Here is a 22,454-nt window from a genome sequence, read left to right as displayed (position 1 = left end):
GGCTACTCCCCCGAGGTGCGGTGCTCGCCCGATCGGATGACCTGGGTCCGGCGGTGCTCGTCGTCGAGGATGCTGAACAGCTCGCTGTCCGTGGCGTCGTCCAGGTCGTCCTCGGGCTCGCCGCGCTTCGCCGTCCACGACGCCAGCAACGCCTCCAGGCGCGCGGCGACCACGTCGTGGTCGGCCCGGTCCGCCCGGTCCAGCGCGGACTTGAGCCGGTCCAGCTCGGCCAGCAGCGGGTCGGGCGCGGCGACGGCCAGCCGGTCGCGCAGGTGGTCGGCGAGCCGGGCGGGCGTCGGGTGGTCGAACGTGAGCGTGGCGGGCAGCCGCAGCCCGGTGGCCGCGTCGAGCTGGTTGCGCAGCTCCACGGCGGTCAGCGAGTCGAACCCGAGGTCCTTGAACGCCCGATCCGGGCCGACGGCGTCGGTGGAGGCGTGGCCGAGCACCCGCGCCACGGCCCGGCGCACGAGGTCCAGCACGTCGTGCGCCGGCTCGACCGGCGCGCTCGCGCGGCGGTCCAGCCGGATCGGCGCGAGCACCGGCTCACCGGCGGTGACGGCGGCGTCGAACAGGGCCAGCGCCTCCTCGGTGGCCATCGGCAGCACCCCGGCCGCGGCGATGCGCCGCCGGTCGACGTCGGTGAGGCCGCCGGTCATGCCGCTGGTCCGCGCCCACTGCCCCCAGGCCAGCGAGACGGCGGGCAGGCCGTTGGCGTGCCGGTGGGTGGCCAGGGCGTCGAGGAAGGCGTTCGCGGCGGCGTAGTTGGCCTGCCCCGGCGCTCCGAGGACGCCCGCGGCCGAGGAGAACAGCACGAACGCCTCCAGGTCGCCTGCCAACTCGTGCAGGTGCAGCGCGGCGGCGGCCTTGGGCCCCCAGACCGCGGCGAACCGCTCGGCGTCCAGCGACTGCACCACGGCGTCGTCCAGCACCCCGGCCGCGTGCACCACGGAGGTGACGGGGTGCCGCGCCAGGAGCCGGGCCACGGCGTCCCGATCGGCCACGTCGCACGCGACCACGGCCACCTCCGCCCCGGACAGGCCGGCCACCAGCTCGGCGACGCCCGGCGCGTCGGGCCCGCGCCGGCTCGCCAGGATCAAGCGGGTGACGCCGTGCCGGGCCACCAGGTGCCGGGCGACCTCCGCGCCCAGCACGCCGGTGCCGCCGGTGACGAGCACGGCGCCGCCCGGGCTGAACGGCGACGGCCCGGGCGTGAACGCGGCGCGTTCCAGGCGTGGCGCGTACAGCTGCCCGCCGCGCACGGCGACTTGTGGCTCGTCGCCCGGTGCCGGCACCGGTCCGTCCGCGTCGACCAGCGCGAACCGCCCGGGGTGCTCGGCGACGGCCGACCGCACCAGGCCCCACACGGCCGCGGCGCGCGGGTCGGTCACGTCCTCGCCGGCCACCGACACCGCGCCGCGCGTCACGACGACGAGCCGGGCGGCCGGGTCCGGCTCGTCGGCGAGGAACTCCTGCACCGCGCGCAACGTCTCGACCGGGTCGGTGGCGTGGTGGAACCGGTCGGAACCCGACGTGGTGGTGCTCGGCGCGACCGGGGACCAGGTGAGCCGGTGGAGGTGGTGCGGCCGGGACCGCGGCGCGCGCAGGGTCAGCGACTCGACGGCGGCGACGGGCTCGCCGGCCGGGCTCACCAGGGCGACCCGGTAGGTGTCGGGCCCGGTCGCGGTCAGCTTCACGCGGACCGCGGTGTGCCCCGACGCCCACACCGCGACCCCGGTGAAGGAGAACGGCAGCCGCGCCCGGTCGTCGGCGACCGTGACGGCGTGCAGCGCCGCGTCGAGCAGCGCCGGGTGCAGGGCGAACCGGTCGGCGTCCACGGGCAGCCGCACGTCGGCGTAGAGGTCGTCCCCGTGCCGCCGAACGGCCCGCAGGCCCCGGAACGCCGGCCCGTACCCGAACCCGGCGTCGGCCAGCGACTCGTAGAAGCCGCCCAGGTCGACCGGCTCGGTGCGCGGCTCGGTCCACGGCTCGCCGGGCGCGACGCCCGCCCCCAAGGCGCCGGTGGCGTGGCGCGTCCACCCGTCGTCGGCCCGGGAGTGGATCGCCACGGTGCGCCGGGCGTCCGGACCGGGCGGTCCGACCGTGATCCGCACGTCGACCGGCCCGGTCAGCGCCAGCGGCGCTTCGAGCGCCAGCTCCTCGACCGCCGGGCAGCCCGCCTCGCGGCCGGCCCGCAGCGCCAGCTCCACGAACGCGGTGCCCGGCAGCAGCGGCGAACCGAGGACGACGTGCTCGCCGAGCCACGGCTGGGCGGCCGGCGACAACTGGCCGGTCAGCACCACGCCCTGGTCGTCCGGCAGCTCCACGGCCGCGCCCAGCAACGGGTGGTCGACCGCGCCGAGGCCCGCGCCGGCGACGTCCGCGGCCGCGGTGGCGGGCAACCAGAACCGCTCCCGCTGGAACGCGTAGGTCGGCAGGTCGAGGTGCGCGGTGGGCAGGGTCCACTCCGCGCCGTCGACCCACGACCGGCCGAGCGCGGCGAGCAGCCGCCCGGGTGAGTCGTCGTCCCGCCGCATGACGCCGGTCGGCACGAGTGTCGGGTGCGGCCCGATCTCCAGGAACGCCGTCACGCCGTGCGCGCGGGCCCACTCGACGGCCTCGGCGAACAACACCGGTTCCCGCGCCTGGCGCACCCAGTACCCGGCGTCGAACGCCACACCCGCGGGAAGGTCCCCGCCCAGGGGACCCCTGTTCTTCACGCTACCCGACCACACCGACGAGACCGTCGACACGATCGGAACCTGTGGATCGTTGAACACCAACCCCTCCACGACCCGCGCGAACTCACCCAACATCGGCTCCATCCGAGCCGAGTGGAACGCGTGGCTCACCGCCAGCCGCCGCGTCTCGTGCCCCAACACCTCCCAGAGGGAGGCGACCTCCAGCACCGCGTCCTCGTCACCGGAGACCACCACGGACTCGGGGCCGTTGACGGCGGCAATCACGACCCCGTCGGGCAGCGTCTCCGCCACCTCCGCCGAACCGGCCCGGATCGCGACCATCGCGCCCCCGGCCGGCAAGTCCTGCATCAGCCGACCGCGCGCCGACACCAAAGTGCACGCATCCTCAAGGCTGAGCACACCCGCCACATGCGCCGCGGCGATCTCACCCACCGAATGCCCGATCAAATAATCCGGCCGCAACCCCAACGACTCCACCAGCCGGTACAACGCCACCTCGACCGCGAACAACGCGGGCTGCGCGTGAGCCGTCCGGTCCAAGTCGACGTCCCACAACGCCAACCCCAACCGACCGCACACCTCGTCCAACACCTCGGCGAACACCGGGAACGCCGCCGCCAACCGCCGCCCCATCCCCACCCACTGCGAACCCTGACCCGAGAACACGAACGCCGTCCGACCGGTCCGCGCTTCACCGATCGGCGCGTCACCCCGCGCCACGGCGTCGAGGTCGGCGAGCAGCGTGGCGGGGTCGGTGAGCGCGACCCGGTGCGGCAGCCGGGCACGCGTCGCCAGCGCCGCACCCACCGCCGGATCACCGACGAACGCGCGCAACCGCCGGGCCTGCTCCCGCAACGCCTCCGGGGACTTCGCCGACAACAGCCACGGCACCGGACCCGTGACCGCGACCGGGTGCTCGGGCACGTGTTCGAGGATCACGTGCGCGTTCGTGCCGCTGATCCCGAAGGACGACACACCGGCCCGCCGCGGCCGGTCGACCTCCGGCCACGGCACGGCGTCGGTGAGCAGCCGCACGGTGCCCGCCTCCCAGTCCACGTGCGTGCTGGGCCGGTCGACGTGCAGGGTGCGCGGCAGGGTGCCGTGCCGCATCGCCATGACCATCTTGATCACACCCGCGGCACCCGCCGCGGCCTGCGTGTGCCCGATGTTCGACTTCACCGACCCCAACCACAACGGCTCCGAACGACCCTGGCCATAGGTCGCCAACAACGCCTGGGCCTCGATCGGATCACCCAACGTCGTACCGGTACCGTGCGCCTCCACAGCGTCCACATCGGACGGTGACAAACCCGCGTTGGCCAACGCCTGCCGGATCACCCGCTCCTGCGACGGACCGTTGGGAGCCGTCAGCCCGTTCGACGCACCGTCCTGGTTGACGGCGGTGCCCCGCACCACCGCCAACACCCGGTGACCGAGCCGACGGGCGTCCGACAGCCGCTCCAGCAGCACCAACCCGGAGCCCTCGGACCAACTGGTGCCGTCGGCCGCGTCGGCGAACGACTTGATCCGGCCGTCCGCCGCCAGGCCGCGCTGCCGGGAGAACTCCACGAACCCCGACGGGGTCGCCATGATCGTGACGCCACCGGCCAGCGCGAGCGTGCACTCCCCCGACCGCAACGCCTGCGCGGCCAGGTGGATCGCCACCAACGACGACGAGCACGCCGTGTCCACCGACACCGCGGGCCCCTCCAACCCCAGCAGGTAGGACACCCGCCCGGACGTCACGCTCGTGGCCGTGCCGGTGGACAGGTAGCCCTCCAGGTCGGCGGGCTGCGGGCCCGACCCGTAGCCGGACGACCAGATGCCGGTGAACACCCCGGTCCGGCTGCCGCGCAACGACGTCGGGTCGATCCCGGCGTGCTCGAACGCCTCCCACGCGGTCTCCAGCAGCACTCGCTGCTGCGGGTCCATCGCCAACGCCTCACGCGGCGAGATCCCGAAGAACGCCGCGTCGAACTCCGCCGCCTCCCGCAGGAAGCCGCCGGACCGGGTGTAGGTGGTGCCGGGCCCGCCGGCCGGGTCGTGGAGCCGGCCGAGGTCCCAGCCGCGGTCGGTCGGGAAGTCGCCGATCGCGTCGACCCCGTCGGCGACCAGCCGCCACAGGTCGGCCGCCGACCCGACCCCGCCGGGGAACCGGCAGCCCAGGCCGACGATGACGACCGGGTCGTCACCGGCGGGCACGGCCACCGGTGCGGCGTCCCGGCGTTCCCGGCCGAGCAGCAGCCCGTGCAGGTGGGTGGCGAGCGCGTCCGGGGTCGGGTGGTCGAACGTCAGCGTGGCGGGCAGCTTCACGCCCAGTGCGGCGGCCAGCCGGTTGCGCAGCTCCACGGCGGTCAACGAGTCGAACCCGAGGTCCTTGAACGCCCGGCGCGCGTCCACCCCGTCCGTGCGGCCCAGCACGACGGCGGTGTGCGAGCTGACCAGGTCCAGCACGGCGGTGCGCTGTTCGGCCTCGGGCAGGGAGGTGATCCGGTGCGCCGGATCGGCGGTGGCGGTCCGGGTGCGCCGCGTCAGGCCGCGCAACGACGGCGCGGTGAGGTCCAGGCGCGCGGGGACGAGCGCGGGCGCCCCGTCGGCCAGGGCGGCGTCGAACAGCGCCAACGCGTGCCCGGTCGACATCGGCACGATGCCGGACCGCGCGAGCCGCCGCCGGTCGGCCTCGGTGAGGTGCCCGGTCAGGCCGCTGGCCGGCTCCCACTGCCCCCACGCCAGGGACAGGCCCGGCAGGCCCAGGTCGTGCCGGTGGGCGGCGAGGGCGTCCAGGAAGGCGTTCGCGGCGGCGTAGTTGGCCTGGCCCGGGCCACCCAGCACGCCGGCGGCCGAGGAGAACAGCACGAACGCGGCCAGGTCGAGGTGCCGGGTCAGCTCGTGCAGGTGCCAGGCCACGTCCACCTTCGGCCGCAGCACGTCGTGCAGGCGGTCCGGGGTCAGGGAGGTGACCACGGCGTCGTCCAGCACGCCCGCCAGGTGCACCACCGCGCGCAGGTCCGGGATCGCGGCGACCACGTCCGCCAGCGCGGTCCGGTCGCCCGCGTCGCAGGCGACCACGGTCACGTCCGCGCCGTCGACCTCCACCGCACCGCCCGTGCGGCTGAGCAGCACCAACCGCCGCACGCCGTGCCGGGCCACGAGGTGGCGGGCGAGGAGCAGGCCGAGGGTGCCGGTGCCGCCGGTGATCAGCACCGTGCCGTCGAGGTCGGGCGGCGCGGCCGAGCCGGGCGCGCGGGTGAGCCGGGGCGCGAGCACCCGGTCGCCGCGCACGGCCACCTGGAACTCGTCGGCCGGCACCGGGACCTCGCCGTCGTGGTCCACGTCGACCAGCGCGAACCGGCCCGGGTGCTCGGCCTCGGCTGCCCGCACCAGGCCCCAGACCGCGGCCGCCGCGAGGTCGGTCACCGCCCCGGGCCCCGCCGCGCCCCGCGTGACGACGGCGAGCCTGCCGTCGTCGGAGGTGCGCAGGAAGTCCTGCACCACGGCCAGGGTCTCGGCGGTCAGGTCGTGCGCGGCCCGGACCGGATCGGTTCCGGCAGCGCTGATCACGCGGTGCACGACGGCGTCGGCGGGCGCGGCGGTCACCGGTACCCAGTCGAGGCGGAGCACGCGCCGGTCGCGGGTCCGGAAGTCCGCCGTCATCGGCCGCACGGTCAGCGCCTCCACCACCGCCACCGGCTCGTCGTCGGCGGTGAGCAGCACCCGGTAGGTGTCCGGCGCGGTCGGCGTGAGGCGGACCCGCGCCGCCGTGACGCCCGTCCGCAGCACGGCCACCCCGGCGAACGAGAACGGCAGTCGACCCGACGCGACCAGGGTGAGGGGCTGCAGGGCCGCGTCCAGCAACGCCGGGTGCAGGTCGAACCCGTCCGCGCCCGGCAGCGACACGTCGGCGAGCAGCTCGTCACCGTGCCGCCACACCGCCCGGACGCCCTCGAACGCCGGCCCGTACTCGTAGCCGCGGGCCGCGAGGTCGTCGTAGAAGCCGGCGAGGTCGACCGGTTCGGCGTCCGGCGGCCACGCGAGCGGACCGGTCGCGGGCGGTTCGCCGCCGAGCGTGCCGGTGGCGTGCCGCACCCAGTCCCCGTCGACGCGCGAGTGGATCGCGACCGCCGGGCCGTCGACCACGACCTGGACCGGCACGGCGTCGCGGGCGGGCACCTCCAGCGGCGCTTCGAGCGTCAGCTCGTCCAGCACGTGCCGGCCGACCCGGGCACCGGCCCGCAGGGCGAGGTCCACGAACGCCGTGCCGGGCAGCAGCACCGTGCCGTGGACGGCGTGGTCGGCCAGCCACGGGTGGGCGGCCGTCGACAGGCGTCCGGTGAGCACCACGCCCCGTCCCGCGGCGAGGTCCACGGCGGCCCCGAGCAGCGGGTGGTCGGTCGTTTCGAGCCCGGCCGCGGTCACGTCGGCGGTCCCCGGCAGGGGCGTCAGCCAGTAGCGCTCGTGCTGGAACGGGTACGTGGGCAGGTCGACGTGACCGCCCTCGGGCACGGGCCAGTCCACGTCCACGCCGGCGGCGAACAGGCGTGCGGCCGCGGCGGTGAAGTCGCCCTGGTCGCGGCGGAGCGTGCCGGTCGCCACCGGGACGTCCAGCGCGGGCACCAGCACCGGGTGCGGGCTGACCTCGATGAACACCTCGTGCCCGGCCGCCCGCAACGCCTCCGTCGCCCGATCGAACCGCACCGGCTCACGCAGGTTGCGGTACCAGTAAGCCGCGTCAACGCTCTCGACCAGGCCATCGGTCACCGTCGAGTAGAACGGCACCACCGCCGGCAACGACGTGACACCCGCCAAATCCGCCAACAACCGATCGCGCACCGCCTCCACCTGGGTCGAGTGCGCCGCGTAGTCGACGGGGAGCGTGCGGGCCCGGATGCCCTCTGCCTCGCAGGCGGCGACGAGTTCGGCGAGCGCGCCCGGTTCACCGGACACCACCACGGAGTCGGCCGCGTTGACCACCGCCACCGACAGCCGGTCGCCCCACCGCGACAACAGTTCCGCGTCGGGCGGCAGGGACACCGACACCATGCCACCGCGACCGCTGATGGCGACCAGAGCCTTGCTGCGCAACGCGACCACTCGCGCCGCGTCCTCCAACGACAGCGCGCCGGCCACGTACGCAGCCGCGATCTCACCCTGCGAATGCCCCACCACGGCATCCGGCTCCACACCGAACGACCGCCACAACGCGGCCAACCCCACCATCATCCCGAACAACGCCGGCTGAACCACATCCACCCGACCCAGGTCACCGCCGTTCAACACCTCGACCAAAGACCAGTCCACGTGCGGGGCGAGCGCCCGCCCACACGCGTCGATCGCGTCCCGGAACACCGGTTCGGACGCGTACAGCTCACGGCCCATGCCGACCCACTGCGCACCCTGACCCGGAAAAACGAACACCGACTTGCCCAACGACCCCGCCGCACTACCCCTCACCACACCCGGATGCTCACGACCCTCCGCCAACGCACCCAAACCCGCCACATCCACCACCACCGCACGGTGCTCGAACCGCGCCCGACCCGCCAGCACCCGGGCCACGGCGGACCGGTCGGCCGACCCGACGACCTCGCTCAACCGGCGTGCCTGGTCGCGCACCGCCCGTTCGGTCCGGCCGGTGATCACCCACGGCAGGTCTCGCGCGTCCCCGCCCGGCTCCGCCGCCGGTGGCGCCTGTTCGACGATGACGTGGGCATTGGTCCCGCTGACCCCGAACGACGACACACCCGCCCGACGCACCCGGCCGGTCTCCGGCCACGGCACGCTGTCCGTCAGCAGCCGCACGTCTCCGGCGGCCCAGTCGACGTGCGGGGTGGGTTCGTCCACGTGCAACGTCCGCGGCAACACCCCGTGCCGCAACGCCATCACCATCTTGATCACACCAGCCACACCCGCCGCCGCCTGAGTGTGCCCGATGTTCGACTTCACCGACCCCAACCACAACGGCACCGAACGACCCTGACCATAAGTCGCCAACAACGCCTGGGCCTCGATCGGATCACCCAACGTCGTCCCCGTACCGTGCGCCTCCACCGCGTCCACATCGGACGGTGACAAACCGGCACTGGCCAACGCCTGCCGGATCACCCGCTCCTGCGACGGACCGTTCGGAGCCGTCAGCCCGTTCGAGGCGCCGTCCTGGTTCACCGCCGAACCCGCCAGCACCGCGAGCACCCGGTGGCCGTTGCGCCGGGCGTCCGACAGGCGCTCCAACAGCACCAGACCCGCGCCCTCACCCCACCCCGTGCCGTCGGCCGCCGCCGAGAACGGCTTGCACCGACCGTCGGCCGCCAACCCGCGCTGGCGCGAGAACTCCGTGAAGCCCAACGGGTTCACGATCACGGTCACGCCACCGGCCAGCGCCAGGTCGCACTCCCCCGACCGCAACGCCTGCGCCGCCAGGTGCATGGCCACCAGCGACGACGAGCACGCCGAGTCGACCGACACCGCCTGACCTCGCAACCCGAGCAGGTAGGCGATCCGGCCGGAGGTGACGCTGGGTGAGATGCCGGTCGCCAGGTAGCCCTCGGCGTCACGCGGTGCCTGCTCGACCACGCCCCCGTACCCGGACGACCACAGGCCGGTGAACACCCCGGTCTGGCTCCCGCGCAGCGAGGTCGGGTCGATGCCGGCGTGCTCGATCGTCTCCCACGCGGTCTCCAGCAACACGCGCTGCTGCGGGTCCATCGCCAACGCCTCACGCGGCGAGATCCCGAAGAAATCCGCGTCGAACCCCGCCACATCGTCCAGGAAGCCACCGGACCGGGTGTAACTGGTCCCGGGATGGTCGGGGTCCGGGTGGTACAACCGCTCCAGATCCCACCCGCGATCCACCGGGAACTCCGTGATCGCGTCCACACCCTCCGACACCAGCCGCCACAAGTCCTCCGGCGACCCCACACCACCCGGCAACCGACACCCCATACCCACGATCACGATCGGGTCGTCGTCCACCGCCCGCACGACCGGCTCGCTGGTCTCCTCCCGCGTGCCCGTCAGCTCCAGCCGCAGGTGCTCGGCGAGTTCTTCGGGTGTCGGGTGGTCGAACACCAGGGTCGCGGGCAGGCGCAGGCCGGTGGCCGTGGCCAGCCGGTTGCGCAGCTCCACGGCCGTCAACGAGTCGAACCCGAGGTCGCGGAAGGCGAGCCGGGGCTTGATCGCCGCCGGGTCGGGGTGCCCGAGCACGGCCGTGGTGTGGGTCGTGACCAGGGCCAGGAGGTCTTCCCCGGGCGCGGGCGGCGGTGGCAGCGCACGCGTGGTGCGCGTGTCCAGGTGCGCCGTGGTCACGGTGGGCAGGCCGGAGGCCAGGGCCGCGTCGAACAGCGCGAGCGCCTGCGCGGTGGTCATGGGGGCGATGCCCGCGCGGGCGAAGCGCTCGCGGTCGGTCGCGGTGAGGTGGGCGGTCATGCCGGACTCCTCCGCCCAGTGGCCCCACGCCATCGAGACGGCGGGCAGGCCGAGGGCGTGCCGGTGGGCGGCCAGGGCGTCGAGGTAAGAGTTCGCGGCGGCGTAGTTGGCCTGGCCCGCGTTGCCCAGCACGCCGGCCGCGGCCGAGAAGAGCACGAACGCGTCGAGGTCGGACGTCAGCTCGTGCAGGTGCCAGGCGCCGTCGACCTTCGGCCGCAGCACGCGGTCCAGCGCCTCCGGGGTGAGGCCCTGCACCACGGCGTCGTCCAGCACGCCGGCCGCGTGCACCACGGCCGTCAGGTCGGGGATCGACGCCACCAACCGCGCCACCTGCTCGCGGTCGGAGACGTCACACGCGACCACCCGCACGTCCGCGGGCAGTGCCGGAGCCTCACCACCACCGCGACCGACCAGCACCAACCGCCGCACCCCGTGCCGCGCCACCAGGTGCGCGGCCACCGCGCGACCCAGCGTGCCCAAGCCCCCGGTGATCAGCACCGTCCCGTCGGCGAGCCGCGGCACGGTCAGCACCACCTTGCCGACGTGCCCGGCCTGGCTCATCAGCCGGAACGCGTCCACCGCCCGCCGCACGTCGTACGTCGTGACGGGCGGCAGCCGGAGCGCGCCGTCCCGGAGCAGCCGCAGCACCTCGGCCAGCACCTCACCCAGGTGGTCGGGGTCGGCGTCGTTGAGGTCGAACGCCCGGTAGTCGACGCCCTCGGGCGCGCGGACGTCGGTCTTGCCCATCTCCACGAACCGGCCGCCGGGCGCGAGCAAGCGCAACGACGCGTCGGTGAACTCACCGGCCAACGAGTTCAGCACCACGTCCACCCGCGGGAAGCGCCGCTCGAACTCCACCGTCCGCGACGAGGCGATGTGATCGTCGTCCAGGCCCAGCTCGCGCAGCACGTCCCACTTGCCGGGGCTCGCCGTGGCGAACACCTCCGCACCCAGGTGGCGGGCCAGCTGGATCGCGGCCGTCCCCACGCCACCCGCGCCGGAGTGCACGAGCACGCGGTCGCCCGGGCCGACGCGGCCGAGGTCGACCAGCCCGTGCCACGCGGTCAGGAACGCCACCGGCACCGCCGCCGCCCGTGTGGCCGACCAGCCGTCCGGGATCGGCGCGAGCAGCCTCGCGTCGGCGACGGCCCGAGGACCGAACGTGCCGGACGCGAGCCCGAGCACCCGGTCGCCCACCCGCCACCGGTCCACGCCCGGCCCGACCTCGACGACCGTCCCGACCGCCTCACCGCCCAGCGCCGCCCGCCCGGGGTACATCCCCAGCGCGAGGAGCACGTCCCGGAAGTTCAGCCCCGCCGCCCGCACCGCGAGCCGCACCTGCCCCGGCTCCAACGGGGTTTCCGCGACCTCGGCGAACGCCAGGTCGTCCAGGCTGCCGGTGCCCGACTCGACCAGCCGCCACGGGCCGTCGACGGACGCGGGCCGCGGCCGGAACGACACCTGCCGGGGCACGAGCGCGGCTCCGTCGCGGAGCGCCAGCTCCACCTCGTCACCCGCCACGGCCGCCGCGTCCGCCGCCTGCTCGACCGTCGCGTCCCCGGTCAGGGCGACCGCCACCACCCGGCCGGGGTGCTCCGCCGCCGCACTGCGGACCAGCCCCCGCACCGCCGCACCCGCCACGTCGTCGGCACGGGTGGGCACCACCAGTCGCCCCGGCGCGTCGGAGGCCAGGAAGTCCTGCACCGCGGCGAGCGCCCGCCGGGTGAGGGCGTGGACGGACTCGGCGTCCGGCGACCCGGACAGCAGGGGCGCGAGCCGAACGGGCACCGGGCTCGCCTCGACCAACGGCACCCACTCGGTGCGCAGGAGCGTCGTTGACGGCTCGCCTACGGGCCGCACGGTCAGCGCGTCGATGGTCGCCACGAGCCCGCCCGCCGGGTCCGTCACGGTGACGGAGCAGGAGTCCGGGCCGAGGCGGGTGAGGTGGACGCGGGCCGTCGAGACGCCCGTGGCGTGCACGGCGATGCCGCTGAAGGAGAAGGGCAGGCGCAGGCGGGTGTCGGGGTGCAGCAGGACCACCGGTTGCAGCGCCGCGTCGAGCAGCGCCGGGTGCAGGCCGAACCTGGCCCCGTCCGGCACGGCGACCTCGGCGAACACCTCGTCCTCGCCGTGCCGCAACGCCCGCACGCCCCGGAACGCCGGCCCGTACTCGTAGCCGAGGTCGGCGAGGTGGGCGTAGAAGGCGTCGGGGTCGACGCCCGTGCCCCGCGGGCTCCAGGCGGCCGGGGAGGCGGGTCGGGCGCGGTCGAGCGCGCCGGACGCGTGGCGGACCCACTCGCCGTCGACCCGCGAGTGCACGGTGACGGGGCGGTGGCCGGCGTGGTCCGGCGCTCCCACGGACACCTGCACGTGCGCCGGCCGTTCGGTCAGGACCAGCGGCACGTGCAGCACCAGGTCCGCGACGACCGGGTGGCCCACCGCGCGCCCCGCTTCGGCCACCAGCTCCACGAACGCCGTGCCGGGCAGCAGCACCGCGCCGTCGACGGCGTGATCGGCCAACCACGGGTGCGTGCGGGTCGAGAGGCGACCGGTGAGCACGGCACCCCGGTCGTCCGGCAGCTCCACGGACGCGTCCAGCAGGGGGTGGCCGAGCGCGGGCTCGGCGGCGCCGGACGTGAGCCAGTACCGGGTGCGCTGGAACGGGTAGGTCGGCACGGCGACGCGACCCGAGGCCGTGCCGGGCAGCGGGAAGCCGCGGGCCACCAGGGCGGCCAGGGCGAGGCGGACACCGCCACCGTCGCGGCGGAGCGTGCCGGTCGCCACGGGGACGTCCAGCGCGGGCACCAGTACCGGGTGCGGGCTGACCTCGATGAACACCTCGTGCCCGGTCGCTCGCAACTGCTCCGTCGCCCGATCGAACCGCACCGGCTCACGCAGGTTCCGATACCAGTAAGCAACGTCAACCGTCTCGACCAGGCCATCGGTCACCGTCGAGTAGAACGGCACCACCGCCGGCAACGACGTGACACCCGCCAAATCCGCGAGCAACCGCTCCCGGACCGCCTCCACCTGAGCCGAGTGCGCCGCGTAATCCACCGGAATCCGCCGCGCGTGCACGCCCTCCCGCTCGCACAACGCCACCAACTCGTCCAACGCCGCCGGCTCACCAGACACCACCACCGACGACGCCGCGTTCACCACCGCCACCGTCAACCGGTCACCCCACCGCGACAACCGCTCATCCCCCGGCGACAAGGACACGGCCACCATGCCACCCAAGCCCGAGATCGCCAGCAAAGCCCTGCTGCGCAACGCGACGACCCGTGCCGCGTCTTCCAACGACAACGCACCCGCCACGTACGCAGCCGCGATCTCACCCTGCGAATGCCCCACCACGGCATCCGGCTCAACACCGAACGACCGCCACAACGCGGCCAACCCCACCATCATCGCGAACAACGCAGGCTGAACCACATCAACCCGATCCAACTCGCCACCGTTGAGCACTTCGACCAAAGACCAGCCCACATACGGAGCAAGCGCCCGCCCACACGCGTCAATCGCCTCACGGAACACCGGCTCCGACCCGTACAACTCCCGACCCATGCCGACCCACTGCGCACCCTGACCCGGAAACACGAACACCGACTTGCCCAACGACCCCGCCGCACTACCCCTCACCACACCCGGATGCTCACGACCCTCCGCCAACGCACCCAAACCCGCCACATCCACCACCACCGCACGGTGCTCGAACCGCGCCCGGCCAGCCAAGGCGTGCCCGATGCCGGCGTGCTCGTCGGGGTGCGCGGCCACGAAGTCACGCAGCCGCGCGGCCTGCGCGCGCAACGCCTCCGGCGTCTTCGCCGACAGCAACCAGAGCGGACCCTCGCCCGCCGGTCGCGCGGCCTCGGGTGCCTCCTCGATGATCGTGTGCGCGTTCGTGCCGCTGATGCCGAACGCGGACACCGCCGCCCGCCGGGGACCGCTCCCGGGCCAGTCGACGGCGTCGGTCAGCAGCCGCACGTTCCCGGCGGCCCAGTCCACGTGCGGGGTGGGCTCGTCCACGTGCAACGTCCGCGGCAACACCCCGTGCCGCAACGCCATTACCATCTTGATCACACCAGCCACACCAGCCGCCGCCTGCGTATGACCGATGTTCGACTTCACCGAACCCAACCACAACGGCTCCGAACGACCCTGACCATAAGTCGCCAACAAGGCTTGGGCCTCAATCGGATCACCCAACGTCGTACCCGTACCGTGCGCCTCCACCGCGTCCACATCGGACGGCGACAGTCCGGCACTCGCGAGGGCTTGGCGGATCACCCGTTCCTGCGACGGACCATTGGGAGCCGTCAACCCGTTCGACGCACCGTCCTGGTTGACGGCGGTGCCCCGCACCACCGCGAGGACGTGGTGACCGTGCCGACGGGCGTCGGACAGGCGTTCCAGCAGGAGCAGCCCCGCGCCCTCGGACCACCCCGCGCCGTCCGCGGTCGCGGCGAAGGACTTGCTGCGGCCGTCCGGGGCGCTCGCGCCCTGCCGGGACATCTCGGTGAACAACGTCGGCGTGGCGTTGACCGTCACCCCGCCGGCCAGGGCCAGGTCGCACTCCCCCGACCGCAACGCCTGCGCCGCCAGGTGCAGCGCCACCAACGACGACGAGCAGCCCGTGTCCAGCGACAGCGCGGGTCCGACGAGGCCGAGGAGGTAGGACAGCCGGCCCGAGCCGATGCTGGTGGCCGTGCCGGTGACCTGGTAGCCCTCCAGGTCGTCCGGGATCGGCCCGGCGGCGTACCCGGTCGACCAGATGCCGGTGAACACCCCCGTCGAGCTGCCCTGCAACGACGTCGGGTCGATGCCGGCGTGCTCGAACGCCTCCCAGGCGGTCTCCAGCAACAGCCGCTGCTGCGGGTCCATCGCCAACGCCTCACGCGGCGAGATCCCGAAGAAGGCGGCGTCGAACCCGGCCGGGTCGGCGAGGAAGCCGCCGTGCCGGGTCGAGGACGTGCGCGGGCGGGCCGAGGTGGGGTCGAACAGCCGGTCGAGGTCCCAGCCGCGGTCCTCGGGGAAGCCGCCGACGGCGTCCACGCCCTCCGCCACCAGCCGCCACAGGTCGTCCGGCGACGCCACGCCGCCGGGGAACCGGCAGCCCATGCCGACGATCGCGATCGGTTCGTCGGTCCTGGTCGTCGCCGGGCCGGTGGTGGTGGACGGGGCCTCACCGCGCAGGTGGGCGGCGAGCCGTTCGGGCGTGGGGTGGTCGAACACGAGGGTGGCCGACAGCCGTCGGCCCAACGCGGTGGTGAGCCGGTCGCGCAGCTCGACGGCCGTCAGCGAGTCGAAGCCGAGGTCCTTGAACGCCTGCCGCGGGTCCACCGACCCTGGCGAGGCGTGCCCCAGCACGGCGGCCGTGTGGGTCGTGACCAGCCCGAGCAGGTCGACGTCGGTCGGCGTCCCCGGCTCGGCCGGTTCCTCGCGCACCTGCGCCTCGGGCAGGTCCGCGAGGAGTCGGCCGGGTCGCAGCCGGGTGTAGGCGGGCGCAAATTCGGCCCAGTCGACCGGGGTCACCACGGCGTGCGGCACGTCCTGGTCGAGCACGTCCCGCAACGCGGCCAGCGCCCGCCCCGACGGCATCTCGCCCAGGCCCAGCAGCCGCCGCTGCCGCCGCACGGACTCCAGCGCCGCCATCCCGCCCTCGGCCCAGATGCCCCAGGCCACGGAGGTGGTCGACCGGCCCTCGGCGCGGTGCCGGGAGGCGAGGGCGTCGAGGAACGCGTTGCCCGCCGCGTACGCCGCGCCGTGACCGTCGCCCCAGACGCCGGCGGTGGAGGAGAACAGCACGAACGCGTCGAGGTCGGGCAGCAGGTCCGCCAGGTGCGCGGCACCCGCGACCTTGGCCGTGACCACCTCGGCGAACCCGGCCAGGTCGTCGTCGGCCAACCGGCCGGACCTGATCACGCCGGCCGCGTGGAACACCGACCGGACGTCGCCGACCTCCGCCAGCAACGCCGCCAGCGCGTCCCGGTCGGCCACGTCGCAGGCCGCGACCGTGACCCGCGTGCCGGAGGCCGCCAGCTCGTCGCGGAGTTCGACCGCTCCGGGGGCGTCCGGGCCGCTGCGGCTGACCAGCACGAGGTGCTCCGCGCCCTGCCCGGCGAGCCAGCGCGCCACCCGGGCACCCACCGCGCCGGTGCCGCCGGTGATGAGCGTCGTGCCCTCCGGTCGCCACGCGCGGACGGCCGGGGTGGGCCGGGCCCGGCGCAGCCTGCGGGCGAACACGCCCTCCGCGCGGATCGACACCTGGTCCTCCGGGCCGCCGATCGCCGCGAGCAGGCGTCGCACGCCCACCGGGTCCGGAGCGGCGGGGACGTCGACCAGGCCGCCCCACCGCTCCGGGAACTCCAGCGCGGCCGACGTGCCCGTGCCCCACACCAGCGCCTGGCGCGGTCGGTCGCCGAACGCCCCGCTGGTCACGCACCACAGCGGCGCGTCGAGCGCCCGCAGCGCCTCCAGGGTGCGCGCCAGGCCCACGGGCACGGCCGGGTGGTCGGGGTGCGGTGACTCGTCCAGCGCCAGGAACGACAGCACGCCGTCGGCCCGTTCGGCGGAGTCGACCACCTCCGCGCCACCGTCCCGCAACGCCCGCACGGTCGCGTCGGCCCACGGGTGCCCACCGTCCGGTGCCAGGACCAGCCACCGGCCGGTGGGCGTCGAGGCGGGCGTCACCGGAGCCCACGCGACCTCGTACCGCCAGGGGTCCACCACCGGCGCGGTGGCCGTGAGCCAGAACTGCTCGTGCTGGAACGCGTACGTCGGCAGGTCCGCGCCACCGGCCGGCGGCAGGGCGGGGGTCCAGTCGACGTCCACACCGGCGACGAACAGCCGTCCGGCCGCGGTCAGGAACTCCTCCCGACCACCCTGCTCGCGGCGCAACGTCCCGGTCGTCACGGGGACGTCCAGCGTCGGCACCAGCACCGGGTGCGGGCTGACCTCGATGAACACCTCGTGCCCGGTCGCCCGCAACTGCTCCGTCGCGCGGTCGAACCGCACCGGCTCACGCAGGTTGCGGTACCAGTAAGCAGCGTCAACGCTCTCGACCAGGCCATCGGTCACCGTCGAGTAGAACGGCACCACCGCCGGCAACGGCGTGATGTCCGCCAGCTCCGCGAGCAACCGCTCCCGGACCGCTTCGACCTGAGCCGAGTGCGCCGCGTAGTCCACCGGAATCCGCCGCGCGTGCACGCCCTCCCGTTCGCACAACGCCACCAACTCGTCCAACGCGGCCGGCTCACCCGACACCACGACCGTGGAAGCCGCGTTCACCGCGGCGACCGTCAACCGGTCACCCCAACGGGACAACCGCTCGTCGTCGGCCGGCAAGGACACCGAGACCATGCCACCGCGACCGCTGATGGCCACCAGAGCCTTGCTGCGCAACGCGACGACCCGTGCCGCGTCCTCCAACGACAGCGCGCCGGCCACGTACGCGGCCGCGATCTCACCTTGCGAGTGCCCCACGACGGCATCCGGCTCGACACCGAACGACCGCCACAACGCGGCCAACCCCACCATCGTGGCGAACAGCGCGGGCTGCACCACGTCCACCCGACCCAGGTCACCGCCGTCGAGCACCTCGACCAGGGACCAGTCCACGTGCGGGGCGAGCGCCCGCTCACACGCGTCGATCGCCTCCCGGAACACCGGTTCGGACCCGTACAGCTCACGGCCCATGCCGACCCACTGCGCACCCTGACCCGGAAAAACGAACACCGACTTGCCGGTGACGCCCGGGATTCCGAGCAAGGGTTCCCGAGCCGGGCCGACCAGCACCGCGCGGTGGCGGAACCGGGCGCGGGTGGCCAGCTCGCCGGCGATCGCGGCGGCCGGGACGTCCGGGTGGGCGAGCGCGTGGGCGCGCAGCCGTTCGACCTGCGCGTGCAGCGCGGCCTCGGTCTTCGCGGTGACCAGCCACGGGACCGCCCGCTCCTCGCCCAGCTCGACCGCGCCGGCGTCCGGGGCTTGTTGGAGCACGAGGTGGGCGTTCGTGCCGCTGATGCCGAACGCGGACACCGCCGCCCGCCGGGGACGGCCGGTGTCGGGCCACGTCGTCGTCCCGGTGAGCAGCCGGATGTCCCCCGCCGTCCAGTCGACGTGTGGGGTCGGTTCATCCACGTGCAACGTCCGCGGCAACACCCCGTGCCGCAACGCCATCACCATCTTGATCACACCAGCCACACCCGCAGCCGCCTGCGTGTGCCCGATGTTCGACTTCACCGAACCCAACCACAACGGTTCCGCACGACCCTGACCATAGGTCGCCAACAACGCCTGGGCCTCGATCGGATCACCCAACGTCGTCCCGGTACCGTGCGCCTCCACCGCGTCCACATCGGACGGCGACAAACCGGCACTCGCGAGGGCCTGCCGAATCACCCGCTCCTGCGACGGGCCATTGGGAGCGGTGAGCCCGTTCGACGCGCCGTCCTGGTTCACCGCCGAACCCGCCACCACCGCCAACACCCGATGACCACGCCGACGGGCGTCCGACAGGCGCTCCAGCAGCACCAGACCCGCGCCCTCACCCCAGCTCGTCCCGTCGGCCGCGGCGGAGAAGGGCTTGCTGCGGCCGTCAGGCGCGAGCCCGCGTTGCCGGGAGAACTCGGTGAAGATCACGGGGGTGGCCATGACCGTGACCCCGCCGGCCAGCGCCAGGTCGCACTCCCCCGACCGCAACGCCTGCGCCGCCAGGTGGATCGCCACCAACGACGACGAGCACGCCGTGTCCACCGACAGCGCCGGCCCGCGCAGCCCGAGGTGGTAGGCGACGCGACCGGACGTCACGCTGGTCGCGGTGCCCGTCACCAGGTAGCCCTCGACGTCCTCGGGCACCGGCGTGCCGACCGCGTACCCGGACGACCAGATGCCGGTGAACACCCCCGTCGAGCTGCCCTGCAACGACGTCGGGTCGATGCCCGCGTGCTCGAACGCCTCCCAGGCGGTCTCCAGCACCAACCGCTGCTGCGGGTCCATCGCCAACGCCTCACGCGGCGAGACCCCGAAGAACGCCGCGTCGAACCCGCCGGCGTCCGCCAGGAACCCGCCCCGGGCCACCGAGGTGGTGCCACCGCTGCTCAGGTCCGGGTCGTGCAGCCGGCCCAGGTCCCAGCCCCGGTCGGTGGGAAAGCCGCCGATCGCGTCGACCTCGGACGTCACCAGCCGCCACAGGTCGTCGGGTGACGCCACACCGCCCGGGAACCGGCAGCTCATGCCGACGATGACGATCGTGTCGTCATCGGCCGGGTCGGCATCGGCCGTGTCGTCATCGGCCGGAGCCACGACGTCGGGCACGTCGACCGTGCCGTCACGCAGGTGCGCCAGCAGGGCGGCGGGCGTCGGGTGGTCGTAGATCAGGCCCGACGACAGCCGCAGGCCCAGGGCGGTGTTGAGGCGGTCGCGCAGGGCCACGCCCATGACGGAGTCGAAGCCGAGGTCCTTGAACGTCAGCGCGGGGTCGAGGTCGGTGACGTCGGCGTGCCCGAGGACGGCGGCGATGGTGGCGGTGACCAGTTCGGCGGGGTCCGTGGTCGGCTCGGCGAGGTTGGTGGTCGGCTCGGTGGTGGGATTAACGGTCGGCTCGGCGGAGAGGTCGGTGGTCGGCTCGGTGGCCGGCGCGTGGTCACCGAGCCAGTGCGGTCGGCGTTGGAAGGCGTAGGTGGGCAGGTCGACCGGTCGGACCCGGGCCGGGAACGCGGGCGTGAAGTCGACCGGCCCGCCGGCCGCGAACACCCGGCCCAGCGCCGTCAGGAACTCGCCCCGGCCGCCCCGGTCCCGGCGCAACGTCCCGGTGGCGAACGGGACGTCCACCGCGGGCGTCAGCACCGGGTGGGGGCTCACCTCCACGAACACGTCGTGCCCGGCCTCGGTCAGGGCGGCGGTCGCCAGGTCGAACCGGACCGGCTCGCGCAGGTTGCGGTACCAGTAGTCGGCGTCGAGGGTCGCGGTGTCCAGCGCGCCGCCGGTCACCGCCGAGTAGAACGGCACCCCGCCCGGTCGCGGGCGCACGTCGGCGAGGTCGTCGAGCAGCCGCTCACGAATGGCGGACACCTGCGCCGAATGGGCGGCGTAATCCACCGGGATGGCGCGCGCCCGAATGCCGTCCGCCGCGCACACGTCCGCCAGTTCGGCCAACGCGTCGGTCGGTCCGGACACCACGACCGAGCCGGGCGCATTCACCGCGGCAACTGTCAATCGCCCGTTCCAGCGGGCCACCAATTGCTCGGCCTGTTCGAACGGTAATGTGACGGAAGTCATTCCGCCGCGTCCGGCCAAGGCGATGAGGGCGCGGCTGCGCAATGCCACCACGCGGGCCGCGTCGGACAACGACAATGCCCCCGCCACGTGAGCCGCGGCGATTTCGCCCTGGGAATGGCCGACCACCGCGTCCGGCTCGACGCCGTGCGACCGCCACAGCGCGGCCAGCGACACCATGACCGCGAACAGCGCGGGCTGGACCACGTCGACCCGGTCCAGCGCGCCGCCGTGCAGCACGTCGACCAGCGACCAGTCGGTGTGGGGCGCGAGCGCGGCCGCGCAGGCGTCGATGCCGGCGCGGAACACGGGTTCGCCCGCGTACAGCTCACGGCCCATGCCGACCCACTGCGCGCCTTGGCCGGGGAACACGAACACCGTGGGCCCGAGGTCGGCGGCCCGGCCGGTGACCAGGTCGGGAGCCGGGCGGCCCGCGGCGAGCACCCCGAGGCCGGACGGGTCGAGCAGCACGGCCCGGTGGGCGAAGCGCGTGCGGGTGGTCGCCAACGCGTGGCCGACCTCGGCGGGCGTCAGGTCGGGGTGGGCGGCGAGGTGGTCGCGCAGCCGCGCGGCCTGGCCGCGCAGCGCCTGCTCGGTCCGCCCGGACAGCACCCACGGCACGACGGCGGACTCCGTGACGGACTCCGTGGCGGACCCCGCGAGGGACTCCGCGGCGGCCTCCGCGACCGGCACGACCGGCTCCGGGTCCGGGTCCGGCGGTTCGGCGACGACCACGTGCGCGTTCGTGCCGCCCATGCCGAACGCCGACACGCCCGCGACCAGCCGCCGGTCCGCGCGCGGCCACGGGGTCAGGTCCGTCTGGACCCGCAGCTTCAGCGAGTCGAACGGGATGTCCGGGTTCGGCGTGGCGTGGTTCAGGCTGGCCGGCAGGGCGCGGTGGCGGATGCTCAGCACGGCCTTCAGCAGGCCGACCACCCCGGCCGCGCCCTCCAGGTGGCCGACGTTGGTCTTCGCCGAGCCGACCAGCAGCTCGGTGGCCCGCCCGGCGTGGGCCGCGCCGAGGCCCGCGGCCTCCACCGGGTCGCCGACCGGGGTGCCGGTGCCGTGCAGCTCGACGTACTGCACGTCGTCGGGCCGGACACCCGCGTCGGCCAGGGCCTCGCCGATGACCTGCGCCTGCGCGTCGGCGCTGGGCACGGTCAACCCGCGCGTGGGGCCGTCGTTGTTCACCGCGCTGCCGAGGATCACCGCGTGCACGGGGTCACCGTCCGCCAGGGCCCGGGCCAGCGGTTTCAGCACGACCAGGCCGCCGCCCTCGCCGCGGGCGAAGCCGTTGGCGCGGGCGTCGAAGGTGTGGCTGCGGCCGTCCGGCGACAGCCCGCCGAACTCGACCGCGCTCGTCTCCCGGCTCGCCGCGAGGTTGAGGTTCACCCCGCCCGCCACCGCGAGCGCGGTCTCGCCCCGGCGCAGGCTCGCCACCGCCAGGTGCACCGCGACCAGCGCGGACGACTGCGCCGCGTCCACGGTCAGGCTCGGCCCGCGCAGGCCGAGGAAGTGCGACACGCGGTTGGCGATCAGGCCCCGGTTCGTGCCGGTCGTGGTGTGCGGGGTGACGTGCGCGGGGTGGCTCAGGGTGGCGTAGTCGTCCCAGGTCGCGCCCAGGAACACGCCGGTCCGGCCGCCCGCGAGCGTGCCGGGCACGATCCGGGCGTCCTCCAGCGCCTCCCACGCCAGCTCCAGGGCGAGCCGCTGCTGCGGGTCCGCGGCGGCGGCCTCGCGGGGCGAGATGCCGAAGAACCCCGCGTCGAAGTCCTCCACCCGGTCCAGGAAGCCGGCGGGCAGCCCGCCCGCCCGGCCGGGCGGCGGGGCGGTGATCGCGTCCCGGCCGTCGCGCAGCAGCGCCCAGAACGCGGCCGGGTCGGGCGCCTGCGGCAACCGGCAGGCCATTCCGACGATCGCGATCCGGTCGTCAGCGCGGGATTTTTCCCCACCCATCGGGTCACCTCTTCCGCTCGCGAGAATTCGAGTCGGTTCCCGGACGAAAGCAGTGCGGCCCGCGACCACCGCAACGGTCGATCGGTTTCCCCGGCGGTGGAG

At 74.5% G+C, this 22,454-nt stretch carries 1 protein-coding gene; it reads right to left on the bottom strand.

Going from position 1 to position 22,454, the window contains the following annotated elements; genetic code table 11:
* Positions 1–2: 2 nt before the first annotated feature.
* Positions 3–22,352, bottom strand: coding sequence for an SDR family NAD(P)-dependent oxidoreductase (locus ACIGNX_RS27750; protein ID WP_396543690.1), 22,350 nt, complete (start codon positions 22,350–22,352; stop codon positions 3–5).
* Positions 22,353–22,454: the final 102 nt, after the last annotated feature.

Source organism: Actinosynnema sp. NPDC053489 (assembly GCF_044544865.1).
Lineage (GTDB): Bacteria > Actinomycetota > Actinomycetes > Mycobacteriales > Pseudonocardiaceae > Actinosynnema.
Note: the sequence above shows the minus strand (reverse complement) of the source record. Positions and strands in the feature narration are given on the sequence as shown.

Coding starts and splice junctions, on each gene's coding strand:
- ACIGNX_RS27750 (WP_396543690.1), bottom strand. CDS start 22,352: ATGGGTGGGGAAAAATCCCGCGCTGACGACCGGATCGCGATCGTCGGA.